21 protein-coding genes and 1 pseudogene are annotated in these 17,514 nt (G+C 43.2%); 18 read left to right on the top strand and 4 right to left on the bottom strand.

Annotated features, from left to right (window positions below):
* Positions 1-51 precede the first annotated feature (51 nt).
* The 8 genes and pseudogenes from glmS to QZV86_RS10895 form a co-directional block, all read left to right on the top strand.
* Positions 52-998, top strand: a pseudogene (gene glmS, locus QZV86_RS10930) (glutamine--fructose-6-phosphate transaminase (isomerizing)); the annotation flags it as partial.
* Between the two features lie 149 nt (positions 999-1,147).
* Entirely contained in the window at positions 1,148-1,876 is a 729-nt protein-coding gene (locus tag QZV86_RS10925; protein ID WP_295627789.1) for a YebC/PmpR family DNA-binding transcriptional regulator, read from the top strand.
* A gap of 24 nt (positions 1,877-1,900) precedes the next feature.
* Positions 1,901-2,419, top strand: coding sequence for a crossover junction endodeoxyribonuclease RuvC (gene ruvC, locus QZV86_RS10920; protein WP_295627797.1), 519 nt, complete (start codon positions 1,901-1,903; stop codon positions 2,417-2,419).
* Complete coding sequence (gene ruvA, locus QZV86_RS10915) at positions 2,416-2,997, top strand: Holliday junction branch migration protein RuvA (protein ID WP_295627793.1); 582 nt, start codon at positions 2,416-2,418, stop codon at positions 2,995-2,997. The genes ruvC and ruvA overlap by 4 nt, the downstream gene beginning before the upstream one ends.
* A gap of 22 nt (positions 2,998-3,019) precedes the next feature.
* Entirely contained in the window at positions 3,020-4,066 is a 1,047-nt protein-coding gene (gene ruvB / locus QZV86_RS10910; protein WP_295627786.1) for a Holliday junction branch migration DNA helicase RuvB, read from the top strand.
* 22 nt (positions 4,067-4,088) lie between these two features.
* A complete protein-coding gene (locus QZV86_RS10905) occupies positions 4,089-4,529 on the top strand; it encodes a hypothetical protein (RefSeq protein ID WP_295627783.1) in 441 nt (146 codons plus the stop codon).
* A gap of 117 nt (positions 4,530-4,646) precedes the next feature.
* The gene (locus QZV86_RS10900; RefSeq protein WP_295627780.1) at positions 4,647-5,318 is read left to right on the top strand and encodes a Bax inhibitor-1/YccA family protein; all 672 of its coding nucleotides are present in this window, start codon (positions 4,647-4,649) and stop codon (positions 5,316-5,318) included.
* Positions 5,319-5,404: 86 nt separating this feature from the next.
* A complete protein-coding gene (locus QZV86_RS10895; RefSeq protein ID WP_295627775.1) occupies positions 5,405-5,584 on the top strand; it encodes a hypothetical protein in 180 nt (59 codons plus the stop codon).
* Here the strand turns inward: QZV86_RS10895 and QZV86_RS10890 are convergent.
* Positions 5,571-5,777: a hypothetical protein gene (locus QZV86_RS10890; RefSeq protein WP_295627771.1), complete on the bottom strand. Its 207-nt coding sequence runs from the start codon at positions 5,775-5,777 to the stop codon at positions 5,571-5,573. The two genes, QZV86_RS10895 and QZV86_RS10890, sit on opposite strands and share 14 nt — an antisense overlap.
* Before the next feature lie 274 nt (positions 5,778-6,051).
* Between QZV86_RS10890 and coxB the strand changes: the two genes are divergently transcribed.
* The 8 genes from coxB to cyoE all read left to right on the top strand — a co-directional run bounded on the left by coxB (position 6,052) and on the right by cyoE (position 12,700).
* The gene (coxB, locus tag QZV86_RS10885; RefSeq protein ID WP_295627768.1) at positions 6,052-6,879 is read left to right on the top strand and encodes a cytochrome c oxidase subunit II; all 828 of its coding nucleotides are present in this window, start codon (positions 6,052-6,054) and stop codon (positions 6,877-6,879) included.
* 12 nt (positions 6,880-6,891) lie between these two features.
* Complete coding sequence (gene ctaD / locus QZV86_RS10880; RefSeq protein WP_295627765.1) at positions 6,892-8,472, top strand: cytochrome c oxidase subunit I; 1,581 nt, start codon at positions 6,892-6,894, stop codon at positions 8,470-8,472.
* 116 nt (positions 8,473-8,588) lie between these two features.
* Positions 8,589-9,134: a cytochrome c oxidase assembly protein gene (locus tag QZV86_RS10875; protein ID WP_295627762.1), complete on the top strand. Its 546-nt coding sequence runs from the start codon at positions 8,589-8,591 to the stop codon at positions 9,132-9,134.
* Positions 9,135-9,145: 11 nt separating this feature from the next.
* On the top strand, positions 9,146-9,352 hold the full coding sequence (locus QZV86_RS10870) for a DUF2970 domain-containing protein (protein WP_295627759.1): 207 nt from the start codon (positions 9,146-9,148) through the stop codon (positions 9,350-9,352).
* 33 nt (positions 9,353-9,385) lie between these two features.
* Positions 9,386-10,243, top strand: a complete 858-nt coding sequence (locus QZV86_RS10865) for a cytochrome c oxidase subunit 3 (RefSeq protein ID WP_295627756.1) — start codon at positions 9,386-9,388, stop codon at positions 10,241-10,243.
* 210 nt (positions 10,244-10,453) lie between these two features.
* Positions 10,454-11,182, top strand: a complete 729-nt coding sequence (locus QZV86_RS10860; RefSeq protein ID WP_295627753.1) for an SURF1 family protein — start codon at positions 10,454-10,456, stop codon at positions 11,180-11,182.
* Between the two features lie 22 nt (positions 11,183-11,204).
* Positions 11,205-11,726 carry a hypothetical protein gene (locus QZV86_RS10855; protein ID WP_295627750.1) on the top strand — a complete coding sequence of 174 codons (522 nt, stop codon included), beginning with the start codon at positions 11,205-11,207 and terminating at the stop codon, positions 11,724-11,726.
* A gap of 80 nt (positions 11,727-11,806) precedes the next feature.
* On the top strand, positions 11,807-12,700 hold the full coding sequence (gene cyoE / locus QZV86_RS10850) for a heme o synthase (RefSeq protein WP_293005964.1): 894 nt from the start codon (positions 11,807-11,809) through the stop codon (positions 12,698-12,700).
* A 95-nt stretch (positions 12,701-12,795) separates the two neighbouring features.
* Here the strand turns inward: cyoE and QZV86_RS10845 are convergent, their stop codons facing one another.
* Positions 12,796-14,172 carry an FAD-linked oxidase C-terminal domain-containing protein gene (locus tag QZV86_RS10845; RefSeq protein WP_295627745.1) on the bottom strand — a complete coding sequence of 459 codons (1,377 nt, stop codon included), beginning with the start codon at positions 14,170-14,172 and terminating at the stop codon, positions 12,796-12,798.
* A gap of 22 nt (positions 14,173-14,194) precedes the next feature.
* Positions 14,195-14,770, bottom strand: a complete 576-nt coding sequence (locus QZV86_RS10840; protein ID WP_295627742.1) for a BON domain-containing protein — start codon at positions 14,768-14,770, stop codon at positions 14,195-14,197.
* A 100-nt stretch (positions 14,771-14,870) separates the two neighbouring features.
* Here QZV86_RS10840 and QZV86_RS10835 point away from each other — a divergent pair, with 100 nt between their 5' ends.
* Together QZV86_RS10835 and argB are read left to right on the top strand one after the other, a co-directional pair.
* Entirely contained in the window at positions 14,871-15,377 is a 507-nt protein-coding gene (locus QZV86_RS10835) for a chemotaxis protein CheW (RefSeq protein WP_292920012.1), read from the top strand.
* 65 nt (positions 15,378-15,442) lie between these two features.
* On the top strand, positions 15,443-16,345 hold the full coding sequence (argB, locus tag QZV86_RS10830) for an acetylglutamate kinase (RefSeq protein ID WP_295627739.1): 903 nt from the start codon (positions 15,443-15,445) through the stop codon (positions 16,343-16,345).
* A 104-nt stretch (positions 16,346-16,449) separates the two neighbouring features.
* Here the strand turns inward: argB and QZV86_RS10825 are convergent, their stop codons facing one another.
* On the bottom strand, positions 16,450-17,175 hold the full coding sequence (locus QZV86_RS10825; RefSeq protein ID WP_295627736.1) for an RNA methyltransferase: 726 nt from the start codon (positions 17,173-17,175) through the stop codon (positions 16,450-16,452).
* Positions 17,176-17,514: the final 339 nt, after the last annotated feature.

Below are 17,514 nucleotides of genomic sequence, written 5' to 3'. Positions count from 1 at the left end.
CCAAAACCGCTCGATTAGCCCTTGGTGTGCGGTGAATTAATCAGTGTTTCCCTAATTCTAGCTTGTGGAACAAGCTACCATGCAGGCTTAGTTTTGCAAGGCACTGGTTGGAAACTGTTGCCGGTATTCCCTGCAATGTTGAAATTGCCAGCGAATACCGTTACCGTAACCCCTTGGTAGGTCAAGCTACCTTAGTAGTTGGCATTTCTCAGTCTGGTGAAACTGCTGATACTCTGGCGGCAATAAATTATGCTAAGAAGTTAGGTCATCAATACAGTCTTGCTATTTGTAATGTGCCAGAAAGTGCATTGATACGACAAGCTAATTTGTGCTTTCTCACGCGTGCAGGCCCAGAGATCGGAGTAGCCTCGACGAAAGCATTTACTACACAATTGGCTTCACTATTGTTATTGACAGTGACATTGGCAAAGATGCGTCATAAATTATCCACCCAGGATGAGCAACGGATGATTATGGCGCTTCGCCATTTGCCGGTGGCTCTGCAACACGCATTGCAAATCGAGCCGCAGGTGAAGATCTGGGCAAGAAGTTTTGCACAAAAACGTCATGCACTATTTCTTGGACGCGGGGTTCATTATCCTATCGCGATGGAAGGAGCGCTTAAGCTCAAAGAAATTTCTTACATTCATGCTGAGGCTTATGCAGCAGGAGAGTTGAAGCATGGACCACTGGCTTTGGTTGATAATGAGATGCCTGTCGTAGCCATTGCACCCAATGATCAGTTGATTGGCAAGCTTAAATCAAATTTGCAAGAAGTGCATGCTCGGGGTGGTGAGCTTTATGTATTTGCAGATGCAGACTCTCAAATGACGCAGAGTAAGAATCTTCATGTCATCCGTTTATCTGAGCATGCAGGTTTGCTGAGCCCGATTCTGCATACCATACCACTACAGTTATTGGCTTATCATGTGGCCTTAGTGAAAGGCACGGATGTTGATAAACCACGGAATCTAGCGAAAGCTGTGACTGTTGAATAATATTAATGGAGAATGGATTATATGCAGCATAAAATTATTACAATGCTATTGAATAATTTATTCTTATCTTTATTGCTACGAAGCTAGATACTTTATCCATAGAATATAGGATGGTAATATCAACTTACTTTAGTTAAGGGTGTCAATAAATGGCTGGTCATAGCAAGTGGGCAAATATTAAGCATAAGAAAGCAGCGCAAGATGCCAAGCGGGGTAAAGTATTTACCCGACTTATCAAGGAAATTACAGTGGCTGCTCGGATGGGGGGGGGGGATCCAGATAGTAATCCGCGTTTGCGCTTAGCGGTGGATAAAGCATACGACCAGAATATGCCAAAAGATAACGTTGAGCGTGCGATTAAACGGGGCTGCGGTGCGCTGGATGGCGTTGATTATGAAGAAATTCGTTATGAAGGGTATGGAGTAGCAGGTGCTGCGGTAATGGTGGATTGCATGACGGATAATCGTGTTCGAACCGTGGCTGATGTGCGCCATGCGTTTACCAAATTTGGCGGGAATTTGGGAACGGATGGCTCCGTTAGTTTTCTGTTCAAACACTGCGGTCAGTTAATTTTCGCGCCTGGAACGAATGAGGATAGGATCATAGAAGCGGCAGTGGAGAATGGAGCTGAAGACGTGATCAATAACGAGGACGGTAGCATAGAAGTAATTACTGCCCCTTATGAATTCATAAATATAAAGGATGCTTTGGAGAAAGCGGGGTTTAAGGCAGAATTGGCCGAGGTAACTATGAAGCCAGGTAATGAAACAGTACTTTTGGGTGATGATGCGGTAAAGATGCAGAAATTATTAGACGCGCTGGAAAATTTGGACGATGTGCAGAATGTATATACTACAATTGTGCTTGAAGAGTCATAAACTAAGCTACCATGAGGTGAGAAAATCCGTATTCTTGGCATAGATCCAGGATTACGTATTACTGGTTTTGGCGTGATAGACAAGAATGGAAGCAATTTAACCTACGTCAGCAGTGGCAGCGTTAAGACCTCGGAAGGTGAGTTGCCATTCCGTCTTAAGTTGATTTTAGATAATTTAACCGAAATTATTGCCTTATATCGTCCACAACACGTTTCCATAGAGCAGATTTTTGTCAATATCAACCCTAGATCAACATTATTGTTGGGGCAAGCGCGTGGTGCGGCAATTTGTGCGGCAGTTATGAATAATCTAATGGTGGCTGAATATACTGCATTGCAGATTAAGCAAGCAGTTGTTGGAAATGGTCATGCAAAAAAAGATCAAGTACAAGAAATGGTGATGCGATTACTTAAATTGACCGGAAGTCCAGGTACCGATGCGGCTGATGCTTTGGCTTGTGCCATTTGCCATGCGAATGGCGGGCTTGGCTTGGGAAGAATTGCGACAACCGGCTACCGAATGAAGCGTGGGCGGTTAGTTTGATTGGGCGATTAACCGGTGCATTGTTAGAAAAACATCCGCCCCGGGTGTTGTTGGAAGTGCAGGGAATTGGTTATGAGATTGATGTGCCGATGAGTACTTTTTATGATCTACCCGTGGTTGGAACTCAAGTTACTCTGTATACCCACCTTGTAATACGTGAAGATATGCATTTACTGTTTGGCTTTGCGACAGAGCCGGAGCGCCAGACATTTCGAATGTTAGTAAAAATTTCTGGTATAGGTGCAAGAACAGCATTAGCACTTCTATCTGGTTTGAGTGTGGCTGATCTGCATTGCGCGGTGGGTGCTCAAGATAGTGCGCGATTAGTAAAAGTGCCTGGTATTGGAAAAAAGACGGCCGAGCGTTTATTACTTGAATTGCGGGATAAATTGGACTTGGCAGCACTCAACTCCGATCATACAGCGTCGTCAACCAGTGAGAGTGACATTCTCAATGCATTGCTATCATTGGGCTATAGCGATCGTGAAGCCAGTTGGGCTATTAAGCAGATTTCTTCGAATGCGGTGGTATCCGATGGCATACGCCAAGCGTTGCAATTATTATCTAAAGAGAGATAGTAGAAGATCATGAGGGTGCTGAATGATTGAAACTGACCGGCTTATAACTGCTATTTCCTCATCTTCGCAAGAAGAAATATTAGAGCGGGCATTACGTCCTAAACAACTTGAGGAGTATGTCGGTCAGGAAAAAATTCGTGGGCAACTGCAGATATTTATAGAAGCTGCCAGGAATCGACACGAAGCGCTAGATCATGTTTTATTATTCGGGCCGCCCGGATTAGGTAAGACGACACTTGCGCATATTATTGCCAGAGAAATGGGCGTTAATTTGCGGCAAACTTCTGGTCCGGTACTGGAGCGTCCGGGAGATTTGGCGGCTTTATTAACTAATCTGGAGCCTAATGATGTTCTGTTTATCGATGAAATTCATCGCCTTTCACCCGTAGTAGAAGAAATTCTTTATCCGGCGCTGGAAGACTATCAATTAGATATTATGATAGGAGAGGGGCCGGCAGCTCGATCTGTGAAGCTTGACTTGCCTTCATTTACTTTGGTGGGAGCAACGACACGCGCTGGTATGCTTACGAATCCACTACGTGATCGTTTTGGCATTGTGTCACGCTTGGAGTTTTATACGCCGGAAGAACTTGGCAAGATAGTTATTCGTTCTGCCGGGTTATTGAAAGTACAAATTTCATCCGATGGCGCGCTAGAAATTGCTCGCCGTTCGCGTGGCACGCCACGCATTGTCAATCGTTTGCTACGCCGTGTGCGTGATTATGCCCAGGTGAAGGCAGATGGGCATATTACTTACCTTGTGGCGGATGCTGCTTTGAGCATGTTGGATGTTGATGCGATCGGGCTGGATGTTATGGACCGGAAATTGCTATTAGCCGTATTGGAAAAATTTAGTGGTGGCCCGGTCGGTGTTGATAATCTCGCTGCTGCGATTAGTGAAGAGCGCGACACGATTGAAGATGTGTTAGAGCCATACTTAATTCAGCAAGGATTCTTGAAACGCACATCAAGAGGACGTATGGCAACGACAGCGGCTTATCAGCATTTTGGTATCACTCAGTTAAATGGTGAGTTAAGTGGTGAACTTTGGGAAGAAAGAAATTTATAATTAACTCTATTGCCTACAACTTATGCAGATTCAAACATTGCGATTCATAGTAGCCGTATTGCTGACCCTGGTGGCTATGTTGTATTTTTATACCGGTCGTGAAAAAGATTTTTACAGTAAAAGTGCAGAGCCTGCAATTGCTCAAATATTAACCGAAATTTCAAGCTGGGAAAAACAAGCGCTGCTGCTTCATTTGGCGCCAGAAGCAAGGCAAACAATAAGCGACGAACAGCTTGATCGGCTGATGGATCTGTATCGCAGTTTCGGTCGATTTCAATCCATCGAAGAACTTAATTTTTCTCGTACTGTTAGTGCATTCTCATTGGTTGGAGAAAAGCGCATTAATTATTCAGGTGCTGCTAATTTTGACGCAGGGTTAATTAGTCTGAATGTTACTTTAATCGAACGAGGAGGTTTTTTTCTTGTGTATAATTTCACATTGGCAAAAGTTTCAAACGAGTAGGGCCTAAAAATACGGCATAATTCATGATATTATGCTTTGAACTATATCCTTCATATAGTAGTCTTATCGATCGTTAGAATAGTTTGTTATAAATTTCACAGTGGAGGCTATTTAATAATGAATCAAAATTTATCAACCGTTTCGCAAAGATCACCTTCTGCGATAGCAACGAATAAAGTATTACGTAACACATATATGCTTTTGTCTTTAACATTGTTATTCAGCGGCTTTACTGCTGCCATGTCAATGATGATGAATATGCCACCAATGACTTATTTGATATCGGTCATTGGCGCTATGGTTATTGCGATGTTTGTATTGCCCCGTTTTGCAAATTCGCCTGCTGGAATCGGAATTGTATTTCTGATTACGGGCATGCTGGGATTTGGATTGGGGCCGATATTAACTATGTATGCGTCTCTTCCTAATGGTGGAAATATTATTACGCTGTCGCTTGCTGGGACAGGGGCTATTTTCATGGGACTGTCCGCTTATGTGCTGACTACACGGAAAGATTTCAGTTTCCTCGGTGGATTCTTGATGGTAGGATTTTTGTTAGTGCTGCTAGCTGCCCTAGCTAATATATTCCTGCAAATACCGGCTATGTCATTGATGATATCTGCTGTTGTCATTATGATCATGAGTGGCTTTATTCTGCATGACACCAGTCGCATTATTCATGGTGGTGAAACCAATTACGTGCTGGCCACTATTGGCTTATATATGACAATTTTTAATATCTTCATTAGCCTGCTGCAAATACTGGGTATTATGAGCAATGATGATTAATTTCCGGATTTTAGAATAATCCATAAAACCCCGGTTTAACCGGGGTTTTATTTTGGATAAAAGAACTTCAATGTGAGGAATTAATCATGGATTGGATGCAAATCATTGCTGCTTTGGCGCTAGTCATGTTTATCGTTGTCTTGTTGCCAAGAACTCGGCATATGATAAAAAATAGTCCCAAAGGCACATCTTCCGATTGGATGAGTTTCGTCATTCCAATTGCTGTGGTAGTCCTATTTATCATATTGCTAATTAAATTGGTATGATCCATTTGCCTGAGGGGCAATTAATTTCAGGTTCTGAAATTTTGAGATTTAAATTCGTTTGAGATGGATTAATGAAAATCAAGTAAGCCGCATCACGAATTGAAATGATTTTTTCTCGACGCAGTGCTTTCTTGCCGCTCCCTCTCATAGCAATACCATAATATAAACATGGGAATATTCCTATAAAAATCATGAATTTTCCTTGTTTGAGCTACAGTGGCATGCTAAAATTTCCACTTGATTAATTAGCATGTAGAAGGTATCTACAACTAAGAAAATCTAAGTTGCGGATAATAAGGAAATTCGGCCAAGAAAATATGATTATCGTCAATCAAGGTGTGGTTTTAACAATACAAGATTGTGGCGTTTGAAGTCAGTAAACTGGCTGAACAAGATAATGGTTCAGGTTTGTAGTGTTCATAGTCGTACCTGAAGTCTGTAAAATTAGTAATCATGTAGGGGGAAATATGGGAAGTAAATCAGTAGTAACCTGGGCGGGGGTTTCCGCTTTTGCTTTGTACTCAAGCATGGCGGTGGGGCAGCAATCTAAGTATAATTTTCCCGAGCCGCAGAGTGTCATAGCGCAAGATATCTACGATCAGCACATCATGCTTATGTGGATTTGTTTGGTTATTTTTATCGCTGTATTTGGTGTCATGTTTTATTCAATACTTAAACACCGAAAGTCTTTGGGTTATAAAGCAGCGAATTTTCATCATAGCACTACTGTTGAGATAGTGTGGACTGTAATACCGTGTCTTATTCTTATTTTTATGGCATATCCAGCAACAAAGACGGTCATTGCGATGAAGGATACTTCAAGTCCTGACATGACCATTAAAGCAACGGGCTATCAGTGGATGTGGGGGTACGATTACCTGCAGGGCGAGGGTGAAGGTATAAGTTTTTTTAGTAAATTATCTACACCTAGAGCTCAATACGAAAATAAAGAGCCTAAAGGTGAGCATTATTTATTGGAAGTTGATAATCGCGTGGTGGTGCCAGTGGGTAAAAAAGTGCGTGTTATCATAACTGCCAATGATGTCATTCATGCTTGGTGGGTGCCGGCGCTAGGGGTTAAGCAAGATGCTATTCCGGGTTTTATTCGTGATTCATGGTTCACGGCCGATAAGGCAGGAATTTATCGTGGCCAATGTGCTGAATTGTGCGGCAAGGATCATGGGTTTATGCCGATCGTGGTGGAGGTGATGGAGGCGGATGACTACACCCAGTGGGTGGCAGCTCAACAAAGCGCGTCTGCAGTTAAAACATCAATGCATGTAGAAAATAAGTAAAAGGAGATAATTATGGCAGCAGTACATGGTGACGCACACGGACATGATGAGCATCATCCCAGCGGGATAATGCGCTGGGTGACAACAACCAATCATAAAGACATTGGTACAATGTACTTATGGTTTAGTTTTACGATGTTCTTGGTCGGCGGATTTTTGGCAATGGGAATTCGTGCAGAGCTATATCAACCAGGTATTCAGATTCTTGAGCCTGAGTTATTTAATCAATTTACAACGTTACATGGCCTAATTATGGTGTTTGGTGCCATTATGCCGGCCTTTGTGGGTTTTGCTAACTGGCAAGTGCCAATGATGATTGGTGCCCCTGATATGGCATTTGCGCGCATGAATAACTGGAGTTTTTGGTTGTTGCCAGTCGCAGGAACGCTCCTAATCAGTTCGTTTTTTGTTCCAGGCGGCGCTGCAGCGGGTGGTTGGACATTTTATCCACCACTTTCTACTCAGGGCGGTCTGGGCGTAGATTTGATGATTTTCTCAGTGCATATTCTGGGTGCATCATCAATCATGGGCTCTATCAATATCATCACTACCATTCTGAATATGCGTGCTCCTGGCATGACATTGATGAAAATGCCAATGTTCGTGTGGACGTGGTTGATTACGGCTTATTTGTTAGTCCTGGTTATGCCTGTTTTGGCTGGTGTGGTAACCATGTTGCTGACAGATCGGCATTTTGGTACAAGCTTCTTTAATGCGGCTGGTGGTGGTGATCCGGTGATGTTTCAGCATATCTTCTGGTTTTTTGGTCACCCAGAAGTCTACATAATGATTTTACCTGCATTCGGCATCGTGTCGGAAATTATCCCGACTTTTGCGCGTAAGCCACTGTTTGGCTATTCTTCAATGGTGTATGCAACGGCATCAATCGCGATTTTGTCCTGTGTTGTGTGGGCGCATCACATGTTTACTGCAGGAATGCCAACAGTAGGGCAGTTATTCTTCATGTATGCAACGATGCTGATTGCTGTGCCAACTGGTGTTAAAGTATTTAACTGGACGGCTACTATGTGGCGTGGTTCGATGACGTTTGAAACGCCGATGTTATTTGCAATCGGCTTTATTTTCTTATTTGTAATTGGTGGGTTTAGTGGTGTAATTTGCGCGATTGTGCCGATTGACATACAAGTTCAAGATACTTATTACGTAATAGCGCATTTCCATTATGTATTGGTGTCAGGCGCGTTGTTTTCTTTGTTTGCGGGTGTATATTACTGGTTGCCAAAATGGACTGGTAATATGTACAGCGAAACGTTGGGTAAATGGCACTTCTGGTTGTCAATGTTCTTTTTTAATCTAACATTCTTTGTGCAGCATTTCTTGGGTTTGGCTGGCATGCCACGGAGGATACCGGACTATAATCTGCAGTTCGCTGATTTTAATATGATCTCCAGTATCGGTGCATTTGGATTTGGATTAACACAGTTGCTTTTCCTGTACATCGTGATTAGTTGCATTCGCAGTGGAGAAAAATCACCGGAGAAACCTTGGGAAGGCGCAACAACTTTGGAATGGACACATTTACCGTGCCCAGCTCCATACCATAGTTTTGAGAAACCACCTATTGTCAAATAAAAACAATAAGAGAAGTGTATGTCACAAGAAACAGATAGAAAACGCAAGAAGATCATAACTGCAATTATTCTGTTTGCTACGGTTGCAGCAATTTATATAACGGTTATATTAAAAGTATGGTAGAAAATAATTCAAAAGCAAATATCTTAATGATGAAAAAGTTGTTGGTTTTCACATTGATAATGTTTGTATTTGGTTATGCACTCGTGCCATTTTATGAAAAGTTTTGTGAAGTAACTGGAATCAATAATTTGCTGCGACCAGACGTACTGGCTAAAGATAACTGGGTGGATGAAGAGCGCTGGGTAACAATTGAGTTTGATGCCAACACAAGAGGATTACCATGGCAATTTAAACCACTGCAAACAAGTGCTCGAATACATCCAGGTGAGCCAGTGAATGTGATGTATGAAATTACAAACAATTCAGATCGCGAAATGGTTGGGCAAGCAATTCCTAGCTATAGCCCTCGTTTTTTAGATAAGCATCTGAAAAAGTTTGAGTGTTTTTGTTTTACAAAACAGGTTCTTAAACCAAATGAGGCTAGGCAAATGCCAGTGCAATTTGTAATTGAGCCAGGATTTCCTGCAGATATACATACTGTGACAATATCATACACATTTTTTGAGCTACCTGAAGGCGCGAGTACGGCCAAAAGGTAAGGAATTAAAAGTTGAACAAAATTGCTGAAAAAACTGGTGCAAGTGCTTGGCAAGTTGCTAAAGCTGTAATGTTCGCTTTTATGGGGATTCGGAAAAAAAGTGATCTTGAGCATGATGCAGCGACATTAAAACCTGCACAAGTAATCATTGGTGGGATTATCGGGGCAATTATTTTTGTACTTAGCATTATGCTAGTAGTTAGGTTAGTGGTCAGTTAGATATTGAAAAATTATAAGTAGGAGGAGAGTAGAATGAGTCAAGAATCCGGACATTATTACGTCCCAGCTCCGTCGATGTATCCAATTATAGGATCAACGGCAGTCTTTTTTATGGGGTCAGGCGCAGCGCTGACTATGAACAAGATAGAGCTTGGCTATGGGTTATTAGGAATAGGTTTCGCTATTTTGATATATATGCTGTTTGCATGGTTCGGAACTGTAGCTAGAGAAAGTGAAAGTGGTAAATACAATGATCAAGTGGATTTGTCATTTCGATGGGGAATGAGTTGGTTTATTTTTACCGAAGTAATGTTTTTCTGTGCTTTTTTTGGTGCGTTATGGTATATGCGGAACTTATCCATACCGTGGTTGATGGAAGAAAGTACAGTGCTAGGGAATGAATTTTGGACTTCCTATGATGGCACTTGGCCTACCTCTGGTCCAGGCACACACGAGGCCTTTACGCCAATGGGTGCGTGGGGATTGCCTGCTTTCAATACTCTGTTGCTTTTAACTTCAGGCGTTACAGTTACGATAGCGCATTGGAGATTGAAGGAAAATAGACGCGATGGATTAAAACTGTGGTTATTGGCGACGATAGCATTGGGTGTTTTGTTTATTGGTTGCCAGGCATATGAGTATGTTCATGCCTATAATGATCTAAACTTGAAATTGACAACGGGTGCATACGGCTCAACATTTTTTATGTTGACAGGTTTTCATGGTTTCCATGTGACCATCGGTACAATTATGTTGATCGTTATTTATTTCCGTAGTGCTGCAGGGCATTTTACACCGGAGCATCATTTTGGTTTTGAAGGCGTGGCTTGGTACTGGCACTTTGTTGACGTGGTATGGTTAGGTTTGTTTATATTTGTTTATCTGATGTAAATGGAATAGTACTTGCGAGTTATGATTCCGGCTTTATGATACTTTGAGATAAAAAACATAAGGTTATTGTTCAAATTATCTACAAAGCTGGGATCAATTCGCAGATCAAGAGAATTTTAAGAAATATTTCTCTGTTGTTTTAATAAGTTGATTTAGTCTGGAAATTAAATCAGGCAAAGTAGTTCATCTCATGTACTTGAGTAGATAAGAATGATTGTAATGGGATATCACTTTAGACCAAAGTTATGGTCAATAGCACTGACTATTTTGTTTGTAATGATTTTTTTCGAATTGGGTAGGTGGCAATTGTCTCGAGCTGATGAGAGAAATTCGCAGCATGAGCAACTAGAAAAATATGCGATGCAGCCTGTTATTACCTTGCCAGGAAGCCCTATAAAGTTAGCTGACTTTCAATATCGTGAGGTTGAAATACGAGGCAAATATCTCGCAGAATATACGATATTTCTGGACAATAAAACTTATCAGGGACGTGCGGGGTATCATGTTATTACTCCGCTAAAGATCTCTAACAGTTCAATGCTTGTACCCATAAATAGAGGTTGGGTGGCAACAGGCAATGATCGGTCAATTTTGCCCTTGATTGATACTGATAGAGAAGAAATAACAGTAACTGGCACTGTAGTATCTCCAGATATCAGAGCACTGACGCTTTCTGACAAAATTGTAGCGGGATCTGTTTGGGACAACTTTGATCTGGAAAGATATCAGGAAGTAACGGGTTTGAATATGCAACCTATTATGATTTTACAAAATGACGCAAATGAAGACGGTTTGGTACGAGCCTGGCATAAGCCAGATTCTGGTGCATCAAAAAACATTGGCTATGCAGTTCAATGGTTTTCATTAGCAATTACAACAATAGTTATTTTCATAGTTTTGAATGTCAAACGAACAAATTCAGAAAACAAACAGGCGTAAATTTTTATTATTACTCGCTTTAATGTGTGCGCCTGTAGTCGTGTCCTATACCTTGTATTTCACGGATTATAGACCGGAGAGTACTCATTATGGAGATTTAATACCTATTGTTAAGGTGTTAGGATCGGGCATAAATCAGAGCGACAATACGATACTTCGCATGAAAGATCTTCACGGCAAGTGGGTGCTGGTAACGGTAGATTCAGGACAATGTGACGAAGCATGTAAAGAAAAGCTATATTTCATGCGTCAAGTACGTTTAACACAAGGTAAGGAAAAACATAGAATTGAGCGGCTCTGGTTAATCAATGACAACGTTGGGCCAGACAATGAATTGATTAAGCAATATGAAGACACTTACTTCGTCAGTGCAAAAGATAGCGAAATACTCAGGTATATCGAGACTCAAGAAACGCAAACAAAGCATATCTATTTAATTGATCCAATTGGAAATTTAATGATGCGCTTCCCTGAGGATGTGGATGGCACTAAAATGGGCCACGATCTGAAGCGATTGCTACACGTTTCACAAATAGAGCACTGAACACACCTAATGCTTCACGCGTTAGGTTGATGCTACAAAACAACGAAAACATTTTGAGAATAAACATAGGAGATAATGACATGGCTACTAGTATAGCTTGGCATGAAACGGCTTCGCGAATTAATCAATTTTATCGATTGACAAAACCACGCGTAGTATCGTTGATTGTTTTCACAGCGGTAATCGGAATGTTCTTAGCTGTTCCAGGCGCTGTACCAATCGATATCTTGTTATTAGCTACTCTAGGCATAGCATTAGTGGCAGGTGCCGCAGCCGCTTTGAATTGTCTTGTAGAGCAAAAAATGGATGCCGTAATGGCACGTACTAAAGGTAGACCCCTGCCACAAGGGAAAGTCAGCGTTCCCGAAACTTTGTTCTTTCTGTTGTTGGTTGGAGGATTAGGACTTTTCATTCTGTATTACTGGGTTAATGCGCTCACAATGTGGCTAACATTGGCGACATTTGTGGGATATGCCATTATTTATACGGTGATCCTGAAACCATTAACACCACAAAATATTGTTATTGGTGGCGCATCAGGCGCAATGCCTCCGGTATTGGGGTGGGCAGCAGTAACTGGAGAAGTTACCAGTGATGCGCTGTTGTTATTTCTAATTATTTTTGCTTGGACACCACCGCATTTTTGGGCGCTTGCACTCTACAGAAAAAAAGAATATGCCTCAATTGGCATGCCTATGTTGCCAGTTACTCATGGTGATCAATTTACAAAATTGCATGTAGTCCTATATACCATTATCTTGTGTTTGGTAACTACGTTGCCTTATATCACGCAAATGAGTGGCTTGATTTATTTAGTCAGTTCTATTCTACTCAATGGTGTTTTTATGTACTACGCGATAGAAATTTATCGTAACTACAGTGATCAGCTGGCACGAGATGCATTCCGTTATTCAATCCTTTATTTGGCGCTACTGTTTGTCGCGTTACTGGTAGATCACTACTTCTTTTTCTAGATTAGTGTAATAAGAAGCTAATGCTGTGTTTACAATACTTGCTGGGGAAATTGGAATATTCCGGGTATTGTAAACGCAGAAATAAAAGGTAAAGTTTAAGTCTCAGTCGGGAACAATTTTCCCGGATTCAAAATGTTGTTTGGATCGAATAGGCGTTTAATATTTCTCATTAAATCCAACGTTGCACCATCAATCTCTTTCGTCACAAAAGCGCGCTTCTCGCTGCCGATACCATGCTCGCCCGATAGTGTACCGCGCAGCCTGATCACTAAATCAAATATTTCATCCAGGCAGTGCTCAGCACGAGCTACTTCTTCTGTATCGTCAGGATTGATTAACAGATTGACGTGAATGTTCCCATTGCCGGCATGGCCAAAATTAACATTATGTAATTGATACCGATCGCTAAGTTTTGTCAGGCCTGCTAAAAATTGCGGCAAGGTGTTTACCGGTACCACCACATCTTCGTTAATTTTCTTCGGGGCAATTTCCTTCAACAGCGGTGATAAGGCTTTGCGTGCTTGCCACAGTGCTGTCGTATCGTTGGCTTGCTGTGCGCGAATTAATCCATCGCTGCGACATGCCTCAAGGATGGCGGCAATTGAAGTGGTTATGTCTTCGCCAAAGCCATCGACCTCAATCATCAGCATGGCATGGGTATTCATAGGCAACATATCCGGATAGCGGCCACGAATGAGATTGAGCGATCCAGCATCCAGAAATTCAAGTGCGCTTGGTAATTGCGGAAGTGCCATAATATTGACAATAGCCTGAGTACAACTTGAGAGATCGTTAAAATGCGCTGTAATACCAGCGACAGTGCTGGGAAGCGCTGCGAGTTTGAGGGTAGCCTCGGTAATAACAGCCAGCGTTCCTTCGGAACCAATCAATAGCCGAGTTAAATCATAGCCGACTACGCCTTTGGTAGTGTAACAGCCGGTTGTAATTAAATCTCCCGTGCCGGTCACGGCTTTCAAGCCCAAAACATGTTCACGTGTGGTGCCGTATTTCACGGCATGCGGCCCACCTGCACTGGTGGCAATATTGCCGCCAATACTCGAAAATTGCGCGCTTGAAGGATCCGGTGGCCAGAAAAAACCATGCGGCTTGGCAGCATCTTGCACGGTTTGATTCAGAACGCCAGGTTCCGCCACGATTACCCGATTGGCGGGATCAACCGAGATGATGTTCAGCATGCGTTCCAGCGATAAGGCGATACCACCAAATTCTGGTAAGCTGCCGCCTGCTGTGCCGGTACCGCGGCCACGGGGAATCAATGGGACATGATACTGATTGCACAAGGATACAATATGGCACACTTCTTTCGTGGTTAAGGGAAATAGCACAGCGTCCGGCGGAAAAATCTTGCGACTATTGTCATAGGCATAAGAATAGCAATCCGCCGGATCGGTATAGAAGCGATCGGATGGAAACGCACGTTGTAGTTTGGCGACCAAGTTAGCGGGCAACATGGAAAAAACTAACTTGGAAGCATTAATTAAGGTATTCGAATACTTTAACAACCTTGCGTACACCAGAAGTAGAACTGGCAATCTGGGCGGCGTTATCGCCTTCTTCGCGCGTCACCATTCCGAGCAAGTACACAACGCCATTTTCAGTAACAATTTTGACGTGATTGATCTGGAACTTACGTTGAGCCAGGAAACGCGCTTTCACTTTGGAAGTCAGTAGTGTGTCATGACTGCGGGATGACAATGCAGTGTTTTCGGCAATGGCAATTTCATTGTGGATGCGACGCACATTATCGATACCCATGGCTAGTCTTTCAATATTCGTCTTGATAGCTTCGGTAGGTGCTTCTCCGGTTAATAGCACGATCCGGTTGTAGCTGGTCACATTAATGTGGACGTTATTACCAAATTGTTGATGAATGCGCCGTGAAGCTTTGAGTTCGATGCCTTCATCCTCAATAAAAATACCGCTGGTTCTACGATCTTCAGAGATATACGAATTCGATCCTGAAGCCGTGCTTACTGAATACAAAGGACAGCCTGTTAAAAATGGAAAGCATAATAAAAGAGGCAGCCACTGCCAATTGAGGTATTTCATTTGATTAACTCCACAGAATTCAAATTTTCATGCCTGATAATACAGTAAAATAGCCTGATGACGAACAATCCGTTAGCCAAAGCACGGGTTAACAAACAACATGAGTACAAAAGAATCGCAGCAAACAATCAACCAAACTAGAGTAACCACGGGTAACGGCGAAACCTCATCAGCGGTGCTCGGCGTTGCAGTGGGTGAGGAGCGCTATTTGATATCGATGGCAGAGGTCAGTGAAGTTATACCGATACCAAAATTGGCACATGTTCCGCTGACGCAACCCTGGTTCTTGGGTGTGGCTAATGTACGCGGTAATCTTTACGGGATTACGGATTTAGGTGTATATCTGGGAAAAGATTCCATGCCGTTCAATCAAAAATCGCGAATATTATTGGCGTCGCCCGGTGATAAGTTGTATGGCGGATTCATCGTAAACAGCATGCTAGGAATCAGAAATTTATCTGAATTTACCTCTACCAGAACTGCCAAGAAGAAATTGCCCAAAGGCGTTATCAAGCAGTACAAGGATACGGAAGGCCGTTTATGGCAGGAATTGAGCTTATTTGCGTTGATCCGTGAGGAGAAATTTTTGCAAATCGCCCGTGAGTGATAGCTGCCTGATCCCGTGCCAATACGTTTTTATTTGAAATTTTTTGAATAGAGATCTAAAGAAACATGACGATTTCCCAATCAACAGCAAAAAACAAAGCTAAAATTCTGGCCGAAGCCTTGCCGTATATTCGGCGTTTTCATGGCAAAACCATCGTGATTAAATACGGTGGCAATGCGATGGTGGAAGAAAATCTCAAACACGGCTTTGCGCGTGACGTGGTGCTGTTGAAACTGGTCGGTATGAACCCGGTGATCGTGCATGGTGGTGGTCCGCAAATTAACGACATGCTCAAGCGCGTCGGCAAGCAAGGCGAATTTATCCAGGGCATGCGCGTAACCGATGACGAAACCATGAGTGTGGTTGAAATGGTGTTGGGCGGATCGGTCAACAAGGACATCGTGAATCTGATCAATCGTCACGGCGGTAAAGCCGTCGGCTTGACGGGTAAAGACGGTGCTTTTATCCGCGCCAAGAAAATGCTCATGGCGGATCGCGAAACCGCAGGAAAATGGATTAACATCGGGCAAGTCGGTGAGATTGAATCGATTGATCCGACGCTCATCGCGCTACTCGACACGCAGGATTTTATCCCGGTTATCGCACCGATTGGCGTGGGTGCCGAAGGTGAATCGTATAATATCAATGCCGATATGGTTGCGGGCAAATTGGCGGAAATTCTCAGAGCGGAAAAACTGATTCTGTTATCCAACATACCCGGCGTGCTGGATAAAGACGGCAACCTGCTGACAGGCCTGACAGCGCAGCGGGTCGATGAGTTATTCGCTGATGGCACCATTTCAGGTGGCATGCTGCCGAAAATTGGTTCGGCGCTGGATGCTGTCAAGAAAGGCGTTAGGTCCTGCCATATTATTGACGGGCGCGTGGAACATGCGCTGCTGTTGGAAATTTTGACCGATCAAGGCGTCGGCACGTTGATCAAAGAAAATCAGGAAGAATTTACCTAACTGTTATTTCGAGCCACGCAAAAAATCCACAAAGATTCCTCACTTGGTTCGGAATGACAATTGTGCATTAACGGGATTTTCTTCAAGCGCAACACACATCACACCTACCAACGCTTACCCAAAGCGGTCAAAATACCCCGCAGAATCTGCACTTCCTCTTTTTCCAACCGCGCACGACCAAACAAGCGGCGAATGCGTTGCATCAATAGCCTGGGCTTTTGCGGATTGAGGAATTCACTGGCAATCATTGCTTGCTCAAGATGCGCATAGAATAATTCCAGCTCATTGAAATTGGCCGGTGATCCAATCGAGGGTGCGGGTTCCTCATGTTCAATCAGCGCCATGCGCAATTCATACGCCATCACTTGCACAGCGCTTGCCAGGTTCAAAGAAGAAAATCCCGGATTGGCGGGAATGTGGATGATCATCTGGCATTTGCTCACCTCCGCTGTGGTCAGGCCGGAAGTTTCCGCGCCGAATAGCAAAGCCACCGGCTGCTGGCGCGCATAGCGCAATAATTCCCGCGCGCCTTGTCGTGCATTGAAAATATCATGCGATAGACCGCGTGGTCGCGCGGTGATTGCGGCACTCAGCACGGTACTTTCCAGTGCCTCATCTAGTTCTGTGCACACTTTTATTTTCTCCAGAATATCGCGAGCACTGACCGCACGATCATCGGCTGCTTTATCCGGGAAAAGCCGGGGATTAATCAGATAAAGCGAACTCAACCCCATCGTTTTCATCGCCCGCGCTGCTGCACCGATATTGCCGGGATGACTGGTGTGGCTGAGGATGATGCGGACGTTATCAAGTGGGGAAAGTGTATTCATGTGGGTGAATCTAATTGAAAAGAAACGTATAAAATCTGAGAGTAATCCATGCAGCAATGAGCCTGATTCTAACAGAACCATCCAGCCAAAGGAGCTAAGGCATCTTTCAATACCGGTCATTTCGAGCATAGCGAGAAATCTTATTGCTCACGCGCAAAGGTTCTTCACCTTATTCGGAATGACAGATGACGATTAATTGGCTCAATAAAACGCTGACGCTAAGCGTTTGTTCACTGGTAGAATCCATGGGGTCAATGGCGGTACGCCTTACTTCATATCAGGGAAGGCTCTAGACTAGCAGAGTTAATGATATCTGATGATTTGCCATAGTGCACTAGC

Source organism: uncultured Nitrosomonas sp. (assembly GCF_902826915.1).
Classification (GTDB): Bacteria; Pseudomonadota; Gammaproteobacteria; order Burkholderiales; family Nitrosomonadaceae; genus Nitrosomonas.
This window is presented reverse-complemented; position numbering and strand designations above follow the sequence as displayed.